This is a genomic window from Roseburia porci (genome assembly GCF_009695765.1).
GTDB classification, from domain to species: Bacteria; Bacillota; Clostridia; order Lachnospirales; family Lachnospiraceae; genus Roseburia; species Roseburia porci.
In genome coordinates this window covers 1-16029 of sequence record NZ_VUNI01000021.1, presented here as the reverse complement: position 1 = coordinate 16029, position 16029 = coordinate 1, and the positions used below count along the sequence as shown (strand labels likewise).

General features: G+C 42.8%; 17 protein-coding genes. 1 reads left to right on the top strand and 16 read right to left on the bottom strand.

The genetic code is table 11. The features are described 5' to 3' along the window. Position 1: 1 nt before the first annotated feature. The 13 genes from FYJ75_RS11225 to FYJ75_RS11165 form a co-directional block, all read right to left on the bottom strand. Entirely contained in the window at positions 2–772 is a 771-nt protein-coding gene (locus tag FYJ75_RS11225) for a TIM44-like domain-containing protein (RefSeq protein WP_154430542.1), read from the bottom strand. Further along, positions 765–1902, bottom strand: a protein-coding gene (prfB, locus tag FYJ75_RS11220; RefSeq protein ID WP_328596931.1) for a peptide chain release factor 2 whose coding sequence is annotated in 2 segments (ribosomal slippage) — positions 765–1826 and positions 1828–1902 — 1137 coding nt in all. Because the reading frame shifts where the segments join, the coding sequence is not laid out codon by codon here. Before prfB ends, FYJ75_RS11225 begins: the two co-directional genes overlap by 8 nt. A gap of 125 nt (positions 1903–2027) precedes the next feature. Then, positions 2028–2513, bottom strand: coding sequence for a VanZ family protein (locus tag FYJ75_RS11215; protein WP_154430541.1), 486 nt, complete (start codon positions 2511–2513; stop codon positions 2028–2030). Positions 2514–2553: 40 nt separating this feature from the next. Continuing rightward, a complete protein-coding gene (locus tag FYJ75_RS11210) occupies positions 2554–3861 on the bottom strand; it encodes a S41 family peptidase (protein WP_235907090.1) in 1308 nt (435 codons plus the stop codon). Positions 3862–4041: 180 nt separating this feature from the next. Then, positions 4042–5451 carry a murein hydrolase activator EnvC family protein gene (locus FYJ75_RS11205; protein WP_154430540.1) on the bottom strand — a complete coding sequence of 470 codons (1410 nt, stop codon included), beginning with the start codon at positions 5449–5451 and terminating at the stop codon, positions 4042–4044. Positions 5452–5454: 3 nt separating this feature from the next. Beyond that, entirely contained in the window at positions 5455–6363 is a 909-nt protein-coding gene (gene ftsX, locus FYJ75_RS11200) for a permease-like cell division protein FtsX (RefSeq protein ID WP_328596930.1), read from the bottom strand. Further along, positions 6353–7036: a cell division ATP-binding protein FtsE gene (gene ftsE / locus FYJ75_RS11195; protein WP_154430538.1), complete on the bottom strand. Its 684-nt coding sequence runs from the start codon at positions 7034–7036 to the stop codon at positions 6353–6355. The genes ftsX and ftsE overlap by 11 nt, the downstream gene beginning before the upstream one ends. A gap of 17 nt (positions 7037–7053) precedes the next feature. Beyond that, positions 7054–8142: a PucR family transcriptional regulator gene (locus FYJ75_RS11190; protein ID WP_154430537.1), complete on the bottom strand. Its 1089-nt coding sequence runs from the start codon at positions 8140–8142 to the stop codon at positions 7054–7056. A 178-nt stretch (positions 8143–8320) separates the two neighbouring features. Further along, positions 8321–9193 (bottom strand): YitT family protein, encoded by an 873-nt coding sequence (locus tag FYJ75_RS11185; protein ID WP_154430536.1) that lies wholly within the window; start codon positions 9191–9193, stop codon positions 8321–8323. Then, positions 9186–9869 carry a WecB/TagA/CpsF family glycosyltransferase gene (locus tag FYJ75_RS11180; protein WP_154430535.1) on the bottom strand — a complete coding sequence of 228 codons (684 nt, stop codon included), beginning with the start codon at positions 9867–9869 and terminating at the stop codon, positions 9186–9188. The genes FYJ75_RS11185 and FYJ75_RS11180 overlap by 8 nt, the downstream gene beginning before the upstream one ends. 624 nt (positions 9870–10493) lie before the next feature. Further along, entirely contained in the window at positions 10494–11741 is a 1248-nt protein-coding gene (locus tag FYJ75_RS11175; protein ID WP_154430534.1) for a C40 family peptidase, read from the bottom strand. Between the two features lie 211 nt (positions 11742–11952). Next, positions 11953–12687: a hypothetical protein gene (locus FYJ75_RS11170; protein WP_154430533.1), complete on the bottom strand. Its 735-nt coding sequence runs from the start codon at positions 12685–12687 to the stop codon at positions 11953–11955. Beyond that, complete coding sequence (locus FYJ75_RS11165) at positions 12656–13324, bottom strand: hypothetical protein (protein WP_154430532.1); 669 nt, start codon at positions 13322–13324, stop codon at positions 12656–12658. The genes FYJ75_RS11170 and FYJ75_RS11165 overlap by 32 nt, the downstream gene beginning before the upstream one ends. A 201-nt stretch (positions 13325–13525) precedes the next feature. On the opposite strand from FYJ75_RS11165, the gene FYJ75_RS11160 reads away from it, so the two are divergent. Further along, a complete protein-coding gene (locus FYJ75_RS11160; protein WP_154430531.1) occupies positions 13526–13723 on the top strand; it encodes a YjfB family protein in 198 nt (65 codons plus the stop codon). A gap of 81 nt (positions 13724–13804) precedes the next feature. On the opposite strand, the gene FYJ75_RS11155 is transcribed toward FYJ75_RS11160, so the two are convergent. From FYJ75_RS11155 to FYJ75_RS11145, 3 genes are all read right to left on the bottom strand, one after another. Then, complete coding sequence (locus tag FYJ75_RS11155; protein WP_154430530.1) at positions 13805–14179, bottom strand: RidA family protein; 375 nt, start codon at positions 14177–14179, stop codon at positions 13805–13807. Between the two features lie 109 nt (positions 14180–14288). Then, positions 14289–15122, bottom strand: a complete 834-nt coding sequence (locus FYJ75_RS11150) for a CvfB family protein (protein WP_154430529.1) — start codon at positions 15120–15122, stop codon at positions 14289–14291. A gap of 1 nt (position 15123) precedes the next feature. Beyond that, a complete protein-coding gene (locus tag FYJ75_RS11145) occupies positions 15124–15843 on the bottom strand; it encodes an acyl-[acyl-carrier-protein] thioesterase (protein WP_154430528.1) in 720 nt (239 codons plus the stop codon). Between the last annotated feature and the right edge of the window lie 186 nt (positions 15844–16029).

The following is a 16029-nucleotide window of genomic DNA, read 5'->3' as shown; positions in this document are numbered from 1 at the left end:
GTTACGCATGACGGTAATCAACTTCATAGAATCTCTCCAGCGACCATACCCGGATATTGACCGGTGTCACTGCGGAACCACAGTATTCACATACCATGCTTCCAAGATTGGTGATTGGTGCACCACAATTCGGACAGGTCGTGCCTATGGCATTTCCCTTGTCGGCAATGGCTGCATCCTGAATATACACCAGCTCTATGTTATATTTACTCTGTGTTTTTCTCTCTTTGCTGCCTTCTGTAACGACACCATTTTGTTCTATATAATGATAAAATTCAACCGCACTCTGGATCGTGATCACACATTTGCCTTCTTTTTTTACATAATTTGCGATCTCGGTCTGATGGATATGAATATTATTGTAAAACTCCTTCACTCCGGCTGTTTTGTTATCCGCTATCATCCCGGATACCTGATCCTGCAATTCACTGGAGGCACCCGTAAGAAGTGAAATGTCCCCTGCAGCAATTGCCTGCAGCGCAGATATCAGCATGTTTTCCGCTTTTCCTTTGAACTGTGTCCATGAAAAATCCGGAAAATCACGCGCGATCTGCGGTTCCATAAGCCTTGTCATACCGGATACTGATTTGGGTGTTTCCGCAAGCTCATCTGCCTGCTGGTTCCAACCCTCGATCAGATCGTCGGTACCAAAGATCTCTCTTGAAAAATTCTTGATTTTTCTCTGAATCTTACGGTAGGCAACATATGCTGCACATGCAGTTGCAAGGATCAAAAACAGAATGATGAGCCAGATGATCTGACTTTTACTCATCGTCCCCTCCCATATTCTTCGGACATCCAAGTGATAACCACTTCAGATAACCGTTAATAAACGGATCGATTGCTCCATCCATGACAGCATCCACATTACCGGACTCAACTCCGGTTCTGTGATCTTTGACCATCGTATATGGCTGCATAACGTAGGAACGGATCTGGTTGCCCCAGCCGATCTCTGTTACTTCACCACGGATTCCTGCTGCTTTTTCAGCATTCTCCTGCTGTTTTAAAAGATACAGCTTTGCTTTTAACATCTGCATTGCTTTTTCCTTGTTCATATGCTGGGAACGTTCATTCTGACACTGTACCACGATTCCTGTCGGAAGATGGGTAATACGGATTGCCGATGATGTTTTATTGATATGCTGTCCACCGGCGCCGCTTGAACGATAAGTATCCACACGGATATCGTCGTCGTTGATCTCAACATCAAGATCCTCTTTAATATCCGGCATAACATCACAGGATACGAATGATGTCTGACGTTTTCCAGCCGCATTAAACGGTGAAATACGGACCAGACGATGCACGCCCTTTTCGGATTTCATGTAACCATATGCATTCTCTCCGTTGACCTGGAAAGTAATGGACTTAATTCCGGCCTCTTCTCCGTCAAGTGAATCCAGCACCTCAAGGGAAAATCCTTTCTTGTCAGCCCATTTGGAATACATACGAAACAGCATCTGTGCCCAGTCACAGGACTCTGTGCCGCCTGCGCCTGCATGGAGCGATACGATTGCATTATCTCCGTCATATTCTCCAGATAAAAGCGTTTTCATGCGGATTGCATCATACGTCTGAATAAATTCATCCAGCATCCCCTGAATCTCAGAAATTAAGGATTCATCATTCTCCTCATATCCCATCTCGATCATGGTCTCAATATCTTCATATTGCTGTGCAAGGGCTGCATAAGTCGAAACATCGTCTTTCAGGCTTTTCAGTTCTTTCATTTTATTTTGTGAGACAACCGGATCATTCCAGAAATCCGCTGCCTCCATCTCTCGTTCTAGCTCCTGGATCTTCTGCTCTTTGCCAGCCAGGTCAAAGTGAATCCCTCACTTCCTGCAGCGGAGCTTTGTAAGTGCCAAGCACGCTCTTGAAATTATCTAATTCAACCACAGAATCACCTCTTTCTTATCACAAACGTCTGATTTTTGTCATCGGTATTATCATATCATATTTTTATTATGTGGCAAAGCACGTTATAGGCTTACACATAATTTTAAGGTTTTGCTCATTTCTGATTAAGCTTTTGTTCTACGCTTCTGCACCAGATGTATCAGTCCGGATAACAACAGCATTGCAATCACAGCTCCGATTGTGTCGATGCACACATCACTGAACCGTCCACTGCGTCCTGCGACAAACAGCTGGTGGAATTCATCCGTAGATGCATACACAAACACATATAATACCGCGATGCAGTAACGCAGCCTGCACACACGCATTCCATAGCTTCCCAGCATTACAAATACAAGTAATGCCAGGATCGCATATTCTGTCATATGTGCGCATTTCCGGACCGGATATTCAATTTTCTTTGCATAATCCGTCACGGTCTCCTCTGACCAGTTCTGATGTCCGATCTCATTCACCGTCTCAACAATATCTATGCTGACACGTGTGCTAAGCCCGGTGGACTGCTCCGCTTTCTGCCCGGAAAATCCAAAGATCAGACACATCCAGACGATCACAGCTGCTGTGGAAACAATTCGAAACAGCCATTTCATACTCTTGTTCCTCCCTGTATTCTCGTTAAGTAAAACTTTCTTACTGATTAGAAAGAACTTCAATGGCTTTCTGGATCTGGTTATCAAGATCTACGGAGTATTCATCATTCTCGCCGCCCATAAACTGATATTCCAGTTCAATATCCGGTTCAATACCAACTCCATGGATATAATTGCCGTTCGGTGTAAAATATTTGGCTGTTGTAATCTTGATTGCATCGCCTTCCGGCAGTGAAAATACCGTCTGGACGATTCCTTTTCCAAAGGTCTTTGTTCCGATCAGTGTACCATAGTTATAGTCTTTGATGGCTCCTGCAAAGATCTCCGATGCACTTGCACTGTTCTGATCTACGAGTACTGCGATCGGCATGTCAAGATATGTATCTCCGCTTGAAGTATAATCCTGACGATTACCATATTTATCTTCAGTGTATACAACGGTTCCTTCCGGCAGAATATCATCAAGGATTGCCACAACGGAATCTACCAGTCCACCTCCATTGCCACGAACATCAACGATCAGTGACTGAGCACCCTGATCCTGCAGGGATGACAGTGCACTCTCAAACTGTTCCGCTGTTTTACTCTGGAATTCTGAGATCTGGATATATCCGATATTGTTTGCAAGCATCTGGCTGGAAACGCTCGGAAGCTCTACGTTTTTACGTTCTACATCAAATTCCAGTGTTTCTTCGGTTGACGGGCGATATACTTCAAGGTGTACCGTTGTTCCTTCTTCGCCACGGATCAGTTTTACAAAATCGGTAAGTTCCATGCTGGTTGCATCCGTTCCGTCCGCAGATACAATGACATCATCCTTTTTCAGTCCTGCCTCTTCGGAAGGGGTTCCTTCATAGATCTTGGTAATGGTGACCTGCATCGTGTCTTTGTCCTGGGCAAGTGCTGCTCCGATTCCATAATAGGTTCCTGATGTGCTCAGCTGCTGCTCCTTATATTCCTCTGCCGTATAATATGCAGAATATTTGTCTCCAAGTCCGGATACCACACCTTCCAGCAATCCATCCTGCACATCCTGTACATCATAGTCTTCATAATAATAAAGATCCATATAATTGGTCAGTTCATCAACCTTATCAACGGTGTCCTTATCCAGCACCTTCGTGTTTTTTACCTGGGAAGCACCTCTGCTTCCGATGACCATCTGGTAATTTCCAATTTTACAGATTCCAAATGTTCCGCCGACCAGAATAACCGCTGCGGCTGCAATTCCCACAACCACGCCTGCGGCAAATCCCGGTTTCTTTCTTTTCTTTTTCCCTGCATCACCATATGGTTCTGGCTGCAGGCTCTGTTCTGTTGTCTGATTGTCCTGTTCCATGTAATTCATTCTGCTATTTCCTTCCTGTCTTCCAGATTGTTACAATGTTAATTGCATTTTACCACAAAAGTGTGTGGTTTTTCTATAAATTTAGGATAACAAAAGGCGGCTTTCCTTCTAAATTATAGTAATCAAATTGCACAATGCAAAAAACTGCTCTTTCCAGAGAAAGAACAGTTTTCTTATGATTTATCTTAGATAATTCCACGGATTCACATAGACGCCATTCACGCTGACGCCAAAATGCAGATGATTTCCGGTAGAAAGTCCGGTGCTTCCAACCTGAGCAATGGTCTGTCCTGCGGTCACACGGTCTCCGACCGATACCAGTCTTGCCGAATTGTGCATATATACGGAATACACTCCGCCTCCATGATCGATGATGATCATATTTCCTGCGGTTGTAGAAAGTCTTGATGTAATCACCTTCCCATCTGCTGCCGCAAGAACACTGCTTCCATATGGTGCGGCTATATCGATTCCATTATGGTTCGCTCCTGCACCAGCAATTGGCACTTCACGATATCCATAATCGCTGCTGATCACTCTGGATGCCGGAACCGGCCATACAAATGCCCCGGTTGGCGCCGTAGAAGAGCTTCCGCTTCCCGAAGTCGAGCTGGAACTGCTTCCGCCGGAAGTATTACCGGAATTATTGTTGGAAGACGCATTATTATTTTCAGCCGAAGAAGAACTGTTATTGCCGCTGCCGGAATTATTGGCTGTATTTTCCGTACCGCTTTCATTCTCTGTTGTACCTCCATCAGAAGCATTCCCGGCATCTGCGGCCTGCTGTGCCTGCTTTTCTTCCTCTTCTTTACGTGCTGCCACTTCGGCAGCTTCCTGAGCCAGACGCTCTGCTTCTGCCGCCTGAATTGCCGCAAGCACTTCATTCTGGGCCTGTACCTCAGCTTCATAAGACTGTGCCAGCTGTTCTGCCTCGTCCAGATTACCTGAGATTGACGCAAGTTCGCTTTCTTTTCGTGAAAGCATGGATGCAACCGCCTCCTGATCCTGCTCAACCTCTTCTTTCATGGCCTGAAGTTCTTCGTATTCTTTCTCCAGTGTTTCCTCCGCATTGGAAAGCTCTGCAACGGAATTCTCATACTCTGTCAGCTTATCCCTGTCATATGCTGTGACCTTGGAAAAATATTCGGCTATATTAACAAAATCGGCCAGGCTTCCCGATGTCAGCATCATCTCCAGCACCGTAGTCTGACCGTTCTCATACATGAACTGAATCCGCTTTTTCATCTCTGCATACTGGGCATTCACCGTCTCTCTTGCTGCATTTACTGCATCCTGAGAGACCAGAATCTGCTGGTTTTTGTCTGCCAGCTGATTCTGCAGCGTTGTAATCTGGTCCGAAATATCGGAAAGCTGTTTATTCAGCTCCGTGATCTTGTCTTCTGCAGCATCCTGTGACGAACTCAGTTCGTCGATCAGCGCTTCCGCCTGCGCCAAAGACTGTTCCAGCTTTGCTTTCTTATCTTTTGCTTCAGACAATGACTCTCCATAAGCGGAAAAAACCATTGTTCCTGTAAGTACAGATGCAAGCATTACCGACAGGATCCTGCGGATATATTTCATTTTATTCATACATTAAACCTTTAAATGTTTACGAATCGTTATCATACTTCCAAAGAAACCAATTCCGACTCCAAGAAGAAGCGCAACCGGAATCAGCGTATGGAATACTGTTTTTGTCGAAATAAAGTTCATCATAGATCCGATAAAGCTGAACTTCTGACTGATATATATGATAATACGGTCATACATAAAATACAAAAGTACAAGCGGAATAGCCGCCCCCACAAGACCAATCACGATTCCTTCTACAATAAACGGAGCACGCACCAGAAAATCGGTCGCTCCGATCAGTTTCATAATCGCAATCTCCTCACGTCTTACAGAAATACCTACGGTAACCGTATTGCTGATCAAAAATACCGCAACACCTAACAGAATCAGAATGATTCCTGCTGATACATACCCGATCAGTTTGTTAAAATCTGTCAATGTATTGGCCACCGCTTCAGACTGGTTCACTTCACGCACCCCATCCAGCGACTGCAGATATGTAACAAGTGATTCCTGCATGGAAACATCGTTCAGATAGATCTGATAACTTGCGGAATTGGCCAGTGGATTATCCTGTGCAAATCCCTCTGCAAGATCCTCATGTCCTTCAAAATATACTTTCTTGAAATTCTCCCATGCTTCATCCGCTGACAGATAATCACATTTTGCAACTTCCGCACGGCTTCGGATCTGATCTCCGATCTGCTGGATCTGCTCATCGGAAATTCCCTCATCAAAAAATACTGTTACTGCTACGCCTTCCTCGGCATCTTTTACCATCGAAGTAAAGTTTGAAACGATGACATAAAAAAGACCGAACATGAAAATGCAGGCTGCCATCGTTGCGATTGATGCAAGAGAAAACATTTTATTTCTCCAGATGTTCTTAATTCCCTGTTTGAAGGAATAAAATAAGGTATTAATTCTCACTGTAATCACCATCCTTACTGTCACTTACTACGACACCTTTTTTAATTGTGATCACACGTTTTTTCATAACTTTTACGATCTCAAGGTTATGTGTTACGACAACAACTGTCGTGCCCTTCTCGTTGATCTCCTCAAGAAGTTTCATAATCTCCCAGGCATTATTGTTATCCAGGTTACCGGTTGGCTCATCTGCCATCAGAATCTTCGGCTCGTTGACAAGCGCACGGGCGATTGCCACACGCTGCTGCTCACCACCGGATAACTGTTTCGGGAAAGAACGGTATTTTGCGGCAAGGCCTACCATGGAAAGCATTTGCGGAACACGCTTTTTGATATGCGCATTTGTCTCTCCGACAACCTTCTGTGCAAATGCAACATTGTCATAGACATTTCTGTCTTTTAACAAGCGGAAATCCTGAAATACAACACCAATGTTACGGCGGAATTTCGGGATTTGCTTACGTCTGATCTTCTTAAGATCTTTATTATTAATGGTTATGGTTCCTTCTGTCGGCTCCAGTTCCTTCAAAAGAAGCTTGATCAGTGTTGATTTACCTGATCCGCTGTCTCCGACAACGAACACGAATTCACCTTCTTCTATCTCAAGGTTCACATCATTCAGCGCAGGCACTCCAGCCTGGTATGCCTTGCTGACATGTTCAAGTTTAATCATTGCAATCTCCTTACTTATTAATAATCCAATGACTCCATATATTTCATATATTTTACTACCATAAGTGCGATCTTAAATGTGATCGCGTCTTCAAACACGCGAAGATCCAGTCCTGTACTCTTCTGAAGCTTGTCCAGACGATATACAAGTGTATTTCTGTGGATGTACAGCTGTCTGGATGTCTCGGAAACATTCAGACTGTTCTCAAAGAATTTATTGATCGTAGTAAGAAGTTCCTCATCAAAATCGTCCGGTGATTTGCCATCAAAGATCTCTTTGATAAACATCTTGCAAAGCGGGATCGGAAGCTGATAGATCAGTCGTCCAATTCCGAGCTGTGAATATGCGATCACGTCTTTCTCTTCAAAGAAAATCTTGCCTACGTCCAGTGCCATACGCGCTTCTTTGTAGGAACGTGAAACTTCTTTGATCTCATGTACGATGGTTCCGTATGCAATATGAATATTGCAGTCTGAGTCTGACTTAAATAAATTGATAATAACGTCTGCAGTCTTATTCAGATCGTCATATGTTTCATTATCTGCAAGTTCTTTGACCACGATGATATTCTTCTCATCCACTGCTGTGACAAAATCTTTGGATTTGCCGCCAAACAGTCCCCGAATCTTCTCGAGTTCATTTCCGTCCTTCTCACGGTTCGTCTCTACGATAAATACTACTCTGCGCACTTCGGTCTCAATATGAAGCTTCTTGGCACGGTTGTAGATATCCACAAGAAGAAGATTGTCCAAAAGAAGATTCTTGATAAAGTTATCTTTGTCAAAGCGCTCTTTATATGCGACCAGAAGGTTCTGGATCTGGAAGCTTGCGATCTTCCCAATCATGTACACATCATCGCTGTCCCCATAAGCGAGAAGGATGTACTCCAACTGATGATCATCAAAAACCTTGAAAAACTGACAGCCTCCCACTACCTGTGAATCTGCGGGTGAACCGACAAATGCCTGTGCAGGCGCTACAAACTGTTCTGCATCCGGAAAAGTTGCCGCAAGGATCTTGCCCTCCACGTCAATCACGCAAAGATCGGTACGGGTAATCCCTTTGAGCCCATCGATTGTATTCTGAAGTATCTGATTGGAAATCATAGTTTACGCTCCTTCTCAAATTTATTTGCGATTTGCATAAATACCAATTCCTATTTTATAGCATAAATACAAAAAAAGAAAGAGGTAATGTGCATTTTTTATGCAATTCCTCTTTTTTTCTTAAAAATACTTGGTAAATTTTCACTAGTAAAACTTACCAAAGTCACAATTCTATCCTTTATTCTTCTGCGTATTCCAGAAATCCTTCGCCTAAAACCTCACGAACATCGGAAACTATAACAAATGCTTTTGGGTCAATTTCCACAACAAGCTCTTTTAATGCGACAATCTCCTTCTGTGATACCACACAATAGAGTACACACTTTTCTTTCTGTGTGTACATGCCCCTTGCCTTAAGCCCGGTAACACCTCTGTCCAGATCCTCAAGGATTGCCTTAGCCACTTCATCATGCCGGTCTGTGATAATATATGCTGCTTTGGAATACTTAAATCCTTCCATGATCGCATCGGATACTTTTGCCATGCAGAATACTGCGACAATCGCATACAGTGCCGGTCTTAAACCGAACACATACATTCCGATCAGAACGATTGAACCATCCAGAATCTGCATGATACGGACGATCGAACAATGTCTGACATAAGACTGGATCAGTGTGGCAACCATATCTGTTCCACCGGTCGTTGCCTTGGCTCTGAGCACCAGTCCCATACCCGCGCCCTCAAGTACACCACCGAAAATAGCTGCAAGTGTATAATCCCCCTGTGTCAGATCGACCGAAGGAATGATATACAGCCATACCGAAAGCATCACCGTACCAAACAGGGTACGACCGATAAACTTCTTTCCAAGCCGAAGATATCCGATGATAAAAACCGGAGCGTTCAACATAAGGTTTGTAATCCAAAGCGGAATTCCACCTTCTATGAACACAGAGGATACACTTTTAATAATAATGGATAATCCGGTAAATCCTCCGATTACCAGACCAATCGGATCGTAAATGCACTGACACGCGAACGCCATCAATGCAGTTCCGATTACAACCGATATATATTCGGCTGCTGTTTGTTTCTTTTTGTTACTCATTTTCTGTTTCCTTTTCCTCATAGCTGGTTATCGTATGTTCCAGCTTACGAAGAGAAATCATATTCCGGATAAAGTGGATAAATCCATGTTTCTTTCTTGCGATCTTCTCGCTTCCCATTCCATACCAGAGTGTCGTACTTAATTTATTGCGATTGTCCAGAAGGAAATATTCCTGTTCCGGTGTAGGCAGGATTGAGATCACGACATCCGGCGTAGCGGCGTTGATCTCATTGACGATTGCATCTGTTGCACCAACGCACTCATCCATTGCTTCTGCTCCCACAAATCTGCATTTCGGAAAATCTTCTTCGATCGTCTGAAGTGCCTGTTCTAATTCTTCCCTTGACTTTCCAAGAAGAAAGATTGATTTATGGTTCCGTTCAAGCCGCTTCAGCAGCTCAAAGTAAAAGTCATGATCTTCAATTTCTCTTTTTCGCTGAATAGAATTCTCACCAACCGCATTTAATATTCCGGTCTCCGCGATTACAGAGTAATCCAGTTTCTCTAAGGATTCCCTCATGCGCTCATCTGTTTCTGCAAGAAGAAGCATCTGCATATTCACTTCTTCAAGTGTTGTAAAAATCTGCCTGCTCATATTTTTCTCTACAAGCATGATCGATTCGCGCACGGTGTAATTATCCACTTGAATTCCAGCAATATCTATCTTTTTAATCATATTATTCACACTTAGTCTTTGAATTATTTCAAAATATATTCTAATTTCTGTATTAACCAAACATGCAACATTATAGCAAAAACACAGCTATTTTTCAACTTCTTGTTTTGTGTGTCAATTTAAAACAATTTACAACATTTTATCACAATTCGGTTTACTATTTTTTGTTTTTGTACATTTGAAATGTCAATTACAAATTTGATTTTTCTGTCAACCTTATCAACTTTATGATATCTGAACAAAACAATTGTTCTTTTTATTTCACTCTATCAACTTGAAAATTACCCACTTTTTTGTGGATAAAGTTCATAACTTAGTGTATAACTCATTTTTGTGCCATTTTTAGGGCATGTAATGTGGATAACTTTTCCACACTCTTGTCCACTGTAATGTAGGTAACTTGTCATTTCCTTTTGTCGATTCCTGATATTTTGTGCAAACTGTATAGAATGACTGCTGTCGATTTTGTTGTTATTTTGCAGGAAATGAATTTTGAGTTGCATTAGACACACAATTCCGACAATATTGTATTTCTTTTCTGTAAACACAAAATAAACCGCAGACCATATGGTCTGCGGCATCTTTGCTGATTCTATACAATATTAACCTGTTCTCAGATTCTTACTAGAAAATACGACGAACTGTAATAATCGGATTGTAGTTTGCAGGTGAAGTATATTTGATACCTGTTGAACTTGTTGCAGCATGTACAATTGTGTTATTACCTACGTAAATTGCAACATGTCCACTGTAGCATACGATATCACCTGGCTGCATGTCTGATACACTTACTTCATATCCACAGCTTCTCATTGCACTTGAGCTATGTGGTAAGCTGATTCCGAACTGTGCATATACAGCCATTACAAATCCTGAGCAGTCAGCTCCGTTTGTTAAGCTTGTTCCACCATATACATATGGATTACCAACAAACTGACCTGCATAATTGGCAACTGCCTGGCCATTGCTTCCGCTTGGCGCGCTGTAGCTCTGTGAGCTTGATGCACTGCTGCTTTCAGTTGCTGCACTTGATGATGAACTTGTTGCTGTGGATGTAGAAGATTTGGTACTGTTCTTCTTAGCTGCCGCCTCCTGAGCTGCCTGTGCTGCTGCAGCTGCTTCTGCTGCCGCCTGTCTCTCAGCTTCTTCTTTAGCAAGACGAGCTTCCTCTTCTTCTTTGGATTCAGCATATGTATACTCTGTTGATAAATTTACATAATCACTGGATACATATCCGGTTCCTTCTTCAATGGATACTGCTACCCATCCGTCATTTGACTCATCAATAACAGAGAGTTCTTCCTGATCAGGAACCAGTCCAAGTACCTGACTGTCTGTCGAAGCCTCAGTACGAACTTTCAATGTCTCTGTATTTACAGTTGCAACTCTCTTTCCAACACTCTTGGCAAGAGCTTCATCTCCAACAACTACAAATTCTGTCTTAACATAGCCTTCTACGTTACCAGAAGAGATCTTATACCATCCATTCTCTTCTCCTTCAACAGTAGCTGCGGAATTGTCATAAAGCTTACCAACAACATCGCTGTCCTCAGATGCTCCGGAACGGACGTTGACATAATTGTCAACCTGGGCAACTGCGATATCTGCATACTCACTTGCAACGACCGGAGCTTCGTTCTCCTCAACTGCCGGCTGTGCTGTAGCAAGCACTGCGCTTTCTTCACTCTGCTTCATGCACTGTGAAAGTGCAAGTGAAACACCTGCTGTTGGAAGTGCGGATGATGTCATAATATTAGACGTATAACTTGTAACACCTGCTGTCGGTGCTGCCTGCACTGCCATAGTTCCTGTACCGATGGTAATAATACCGGTCAGTACACATGCTGTTACTCTTGTTACGTTTTTTCTCATAAAAATGATGCCTCCAAATTTCCCCATATAACATTTATTACGAATTTATTACAAATGTTACGGTGCTATTATAACAAAGGCACAACTTTGTGTCAACCCGATTCCAGTATTTTTTCGTCAGTTTTCGTACTTTTTTTGGCAGTTTTTACATAAGTTCGGCAGTTTTATGTAAATTTTTGGAATATCCGTTTATTTGCACAAATTTTAAATGTTACAATTCCTCCGGTTTTGCAACTTCATGCGCCGACCAGCTGTCTGTCTCCGCTGCCCCTGACAGGTCTACAGAAGTTCCATAGCTGTCAACCGTTACGGTATAGGAACTGTCTCCCTGGACATATACGGTACCATCTGTACCTTTGATTGTCACCGTTTTTCCCTGTTCATCTGCAATCGTACCGGCATTATATAAATTGGTGATTGTACTGTCTCCGGTTACTGTCCAGGTTGAATCTTTGCTGATATAAACATTACAATATCCGTCACCGCCATCGCCGGCATATGTCTCATCGTCCACAAAAGCTCCCTTTAAACTGCTTCCGTTTGTCATATAAAAATCAAGATCACTGATGCTGTCCCAGATCACATCGCCTTCCATCTCCTGCTCATCAGCAGTAAATGTACACTGTGAACCATTTGCGCCTTCTTTTCCCCAGCCTCTCTCATTCGTATTTCCGGTACACTGCAGGAAAAATTCACTGTCATCCGAATATGTGATATCCACATCTGACATTAGAATATTACATTCTGTATTCGTTGTATAAATCAGCCCTCCATTTTCTGATGTAAGCGTGCCTCCCACGATCTGCATATCACTGTTTCCAACCTCGGCATCTCCGGACATACTCTGGTATACAATAATCGTCCATGTCGTATCATTCTGGCTTAAATCCTGCATATTTCCTGTAATATCACAGTCAAACAGATGAATCGTATTGAGTCCCTCCATACAGATTGCTTCTGATCCGTTTGCAGTCAGCGTCGCCCATTGCCATATTCTGTCCCATTCCATCAGATACCGTAATCGAAGTGATGTCTCCATTCTCATCAAAAACAATCTGTAAGGTCTTTCCTTCGGTAATATCACTTAGGCTTCCATCTTCTGCATTGCCATCCGAATCCATAACTGAAATCACGGATTCATCCTGAATCGTCAAAAGTGCTGTTGCTGTTTCCGGCTGCTGTGGAGCACCTTCGCTGGTGTCACTTCCACTGTCATTTCCGCTGTTGCTGCTGTCACCTTCCGGCTTCGCTGGTGGATTTCCACTGTCTCCACTGTCACTGTCTCCATTACCACTGTCACTTCCGGTGCTGTCCCCGTCTGGTTTCTCCGGTGCATCGCCCTGCATCATTCCACCGCCAATGCTCAGCGTAATCTCATTGTCGTCGACACTCTGCACTGTTCCCGTAACCGTTGTTGACACTGTATCTTCCTCTGTTCCATCTGTATACACAAATGTATTTGCTGTCTTTTCTGCTTCTGTACTGCTTTCTTCCTTTTGTGATGTTCCACATGCGGTAAATGATGTCATAACCATTGCACTGATCACCAATCCACATATTAGTTTTGTTTTCCGATATTTCATACAATATCCTCCTTTATCTATCTCCATTCATTGTTTACGGAATCTATAGAACTTTGCTGTTCCTTCTACATTTTCTATTATAAGAATCAATCTGCATGGCAAATGGCATCTATGTGAAGGTTCTGTGAATGTATCTCTTTACTTTCTATATCCACCATGCTAAACTGTAATAGGAAAAAGATACCAGAAAGGTGGGATTTTATGGATTTCTATGGAATCGATACTGCGCTCAGTGCGGTACAGGCAAACCCATCCACAAACACCTTAAGCGGAGCAGTCAGCATGCAGTTACTTGCGGACTCTCTCGACACCTCAGAGCAGATGGGAAACAGTATGGTCAAAATGATGGAGAATTCAGTAACTCCATATCTTGGCAGCAATATTGATACATACGTATAGCAAAGAGTCCCTTTGCTATAAAATAAAACAGGGCAGTTTCAAAAGTCTGACTTTTGAAACTGCCCTGTTTTATATCACTTCTTATTTAATGGCAATTGCCTCGATCTCTAACATAACATCTTTTGGAAGTCTTGCAACTTCTACACAGCTTCTTGATGGGAAGTCTGATGAGAAGAATGTCTTATACACTTCATTGATGGTTCCGAAATCATTCATTTCCTTAATGAAAACAGTTGTCTTTACAACGTTGTCCATATTGGTTCCTGCCGCTTCAAGCAGATTGGAAAGATTGGTCAGTGCCTGTTTTGCCTGTGCCTGTGAACCTTCCGGGATCTCACCTGTTTCCGGAACTACAGGAATGATTCCTGATGTATATACCATTCCGTTTACTTCGATTGCCTGTGAATATGGTCCGATTGCTGCCGGAGCTTTTGGAGTGCTGATTACTTTTTTCATTTGATAATTCCTTCTTTCCTGTTATTAACATACCGATCATAGACCTGATTCATGTATATATCTACACTATATTACAAGTCATTTTGTCTGTCTACCCTCTATTCTGGTTTCAGATCTTTCGGATTTTTCCATCTGTAAGGTCAACCAGATGTTCTTTATACAGATGTCCGACTGCACGTTTGAATGCATTTTTGCTCAGTCCGGTCTCTCTTTTGATAACCTCAGGACTTGCTTTCTCGGAAAACGGAAGTACTCCTGCGTAGGAATCTAAGATCTCTAATATCTTTTCCGCATCTGCGTCCATCTGAATATATGCCTTTTCACGGAGCGTCAGATCAAGCTTTCCATCGGGTTTTACGCCAACAACTTTCGCCTCGATCACATCTCCGATTCTTAAGAAACTGTGATCTTCATGATTTGGAATTCTTGCTGAAAACTGATCATCCACCGCTACAAAGGTTCCAAAATTATCACTGAATTCATATACTCTTCCCGTCACTTTATCATCCTTGTGATACGGAGAGTCTTTGCGGAGCAGATCATAGATTCCCTTCATACTTGCGCACAGACGGTTACTCTTATCAATATAAAGTGTAACCAGGATCTCATCTTCTGCTTCGACTTTCTGTGTCATCTCTTTGTACGGAAGAAACAGATCCTTTTCCAGTCCCCAGTCCAAAAATGCTCCGATCTTCCCAACCTCTTTTACGCGAAGTACAGCAAACTTTCCAAGTGTCAGTTTTGGTTCATTCGTTGTTGCGATCAGCCGGTCTTTTGAATCTTTATATAAGAAGATTCTGATCCTGTCTCCCTGTTTTGCATCCTCTGGAACCTGTTTCGCCGGGAGCAGTACATGCGTCTCGCTGTCCGGATCTTCTGCCAGATATACACCAAAGTCTACTTTTTTTACATAATATAATTCCTGATATTCACCTAATCTCATCTCATCCCTCTTTTCTTCCAAGAAATTTTACAATTGCATATGGCTTTCCGTTCTCCTCTGCAAGAACAGTCACCACTTCATGATCTTCGATCGTCACACGCGGATACAGAACATCATCCAGAACCGCTGCTTTTTTATATTCTACACGGATTTCTTCTATTTGAAAATGCTCCGGTACAAATTCCTGTGCGATCATGACATATTTTTCATTATTCATATGATGATTCGTGTCGATAAAATACTTTTGTACACGAACCGGTTCTTTTTCTTCATAGTTTTCCGGAACACGGATCTTACGTTCTGTACAGGAAAGTTCAAGGGGTTCATCCATACCATAGGTATCTCCCATATCCTGTGGCACACGCAGTGGACGTCCGCTTTCCGTGTCTACCAGCACCCATATGGAATTGGCGCATGCAAGACGTTTTCCCTCTGCATTATTCAATGCAAAATTGCGGTATCCATAAAATCCCTTAAAGTCATATGCCCATGTCTGCACGTGAATTTCATCCGCAAGATACGGCATCTCATCCACACGGACCTGCCAGGAGGATAATACCCATGCCATATGATGTTCAGCCAGATATCTGACGCCCATGTTCAGATGTTCTGACTGAAACACGGAGCAATCCTGAAAATACGACAAAAGAGCCAGCCATGTCATCTGTCCTTTTGCATCCACCTCGCTGTATCGTACGTTCCCGTTCATTTCGTAGACCATGATATCCTCCTTTTTCTCAGGTCAAAGTAATTTCCAATCGGGTAGGAGGTAAATAATTATTTTATTTACCGTCCTCCCACACCACCCGGCATACGGTTCCGTACCAGGGCGGTTCTTTAGTTTTCACTAACTATTAGATAATAGTCAAGCATGGATGTATATCCCAGCTTGGCTATTATTTTCTTT

What these genes read in the sequence shown, in the direction of transcription:
- FYJ75_RS11225 (WP_154430542.1), bottom strand. Translation starts at nt 772, where the DNA reads ATGAGTAAAAGTCAGATCATCTGGCTCATCATTCTGTTTTTGATCCTT.
- FYJ75_RS11215 (WP_154430541.1), bottom strand. Translation starts at nt 2,513, where the DNA reads ATGAAATGGCTGTTTCGAATTGTTTCCACAGCAGCTGTGATCGTCTGG.
- FYJ75_RS11210 (WP_235907090.1), bottom strand. Translation starts at nt 3,861, where the DNA reads ATGAATTACATGGAACAGGACAATCAGACAACAGAACAGAGCCTGCAG.
- FYJ75_RS11205 (WP_154430540.1), bottom strand. Translation starts at nt 5,451, where the DNA reads ATGAATAAAATGAAATATATCCGCAGGATCCTGTCGGTAATGCTTGCA.
- ftsE (WP_154430538.1), bottom strand. Translation starts at nt 7,036, where the DNA reads ATGATTAAACTTGAACATGTCAGCAAGGCATACCAGGCTGGAGTGCCT.
- FYJ75_RS11190 (WP_154430537.1), bottom strand. Translation starts at nt 8,142, where the DNA reads ATGATTTCCAATCAGATACTTCAGAATACAATCGATGGGCTCAAAGGG.
- FYJ75_RS11185 (WP_154430536.1), bottom strand. Translation starts at nt 9,193, where the DNA reads ATGAGTAACAAAAAGAAACAAACAGCAGCCGAATATATATCGGTTGTA.
- FYJ75_RS11180 (WP_154430535.1), bottom strand. Translation starts at nt 9,869, where the DNA reads ATGATTAAAAAGATAGATATTGCTGGAATTCAAGTGGATAATTACACC.
- FYJ75_RS11175 (WP_154430534.1), bottom strand. Translation starts at nt 11,741, where the DNA reads ATGAGAAAAAACGTAACAAGAGTAACAGCATGTGTACTGACCGGTATT.
- FYJ75_RS11170 (WP_154430533.1), bottom strand. Translation starts at nt 12,687, where the DNA reads ATGGAGGGACTCAATACGATTCATCTGTTTGACTGTGATATTACAGGA.
- FYJ75_RS11165 (WP_154430532.1), bottom strand. Translation starts at nt 13,324, where the DNA reads ATGAAATATCGGAAAACAAAACTAATATGTGGATTGGTGATCAGTGCA.
- FYJ75_RS11160 (WP_154430531.1), top strand. Translation starts at nt 13,526, where the DNA reads ATGGATTTCTATGGAATCGATACTGCGCTCAGTGCGGTACAGGCAAAC.
- FYJ75_RS11155 (WP_154430530.1), bottom strand. Translation starts at nt 14,179, where the DNA reads ATGAAAAAAGTAATCAGCACTCCAAAAGCTCCGGCAGCAATCGGACCA.
- FYJ75_RS11150 (WP_154430529.1), bottom strand. Translation starts at nt 15,122, where the DNA reads ATGAGATTAGGTGAATATCAGGAATTATATTATGTAAAAAAAGTAGAC.
- FYJ75_RS11145 (WP_154430528.1), bottom strand. Translation starts at nt 15,843, where the DNA reads ATGGTCTACGAAATGAACGGGAACGTACGATACAGCGAGGTGGATGCA.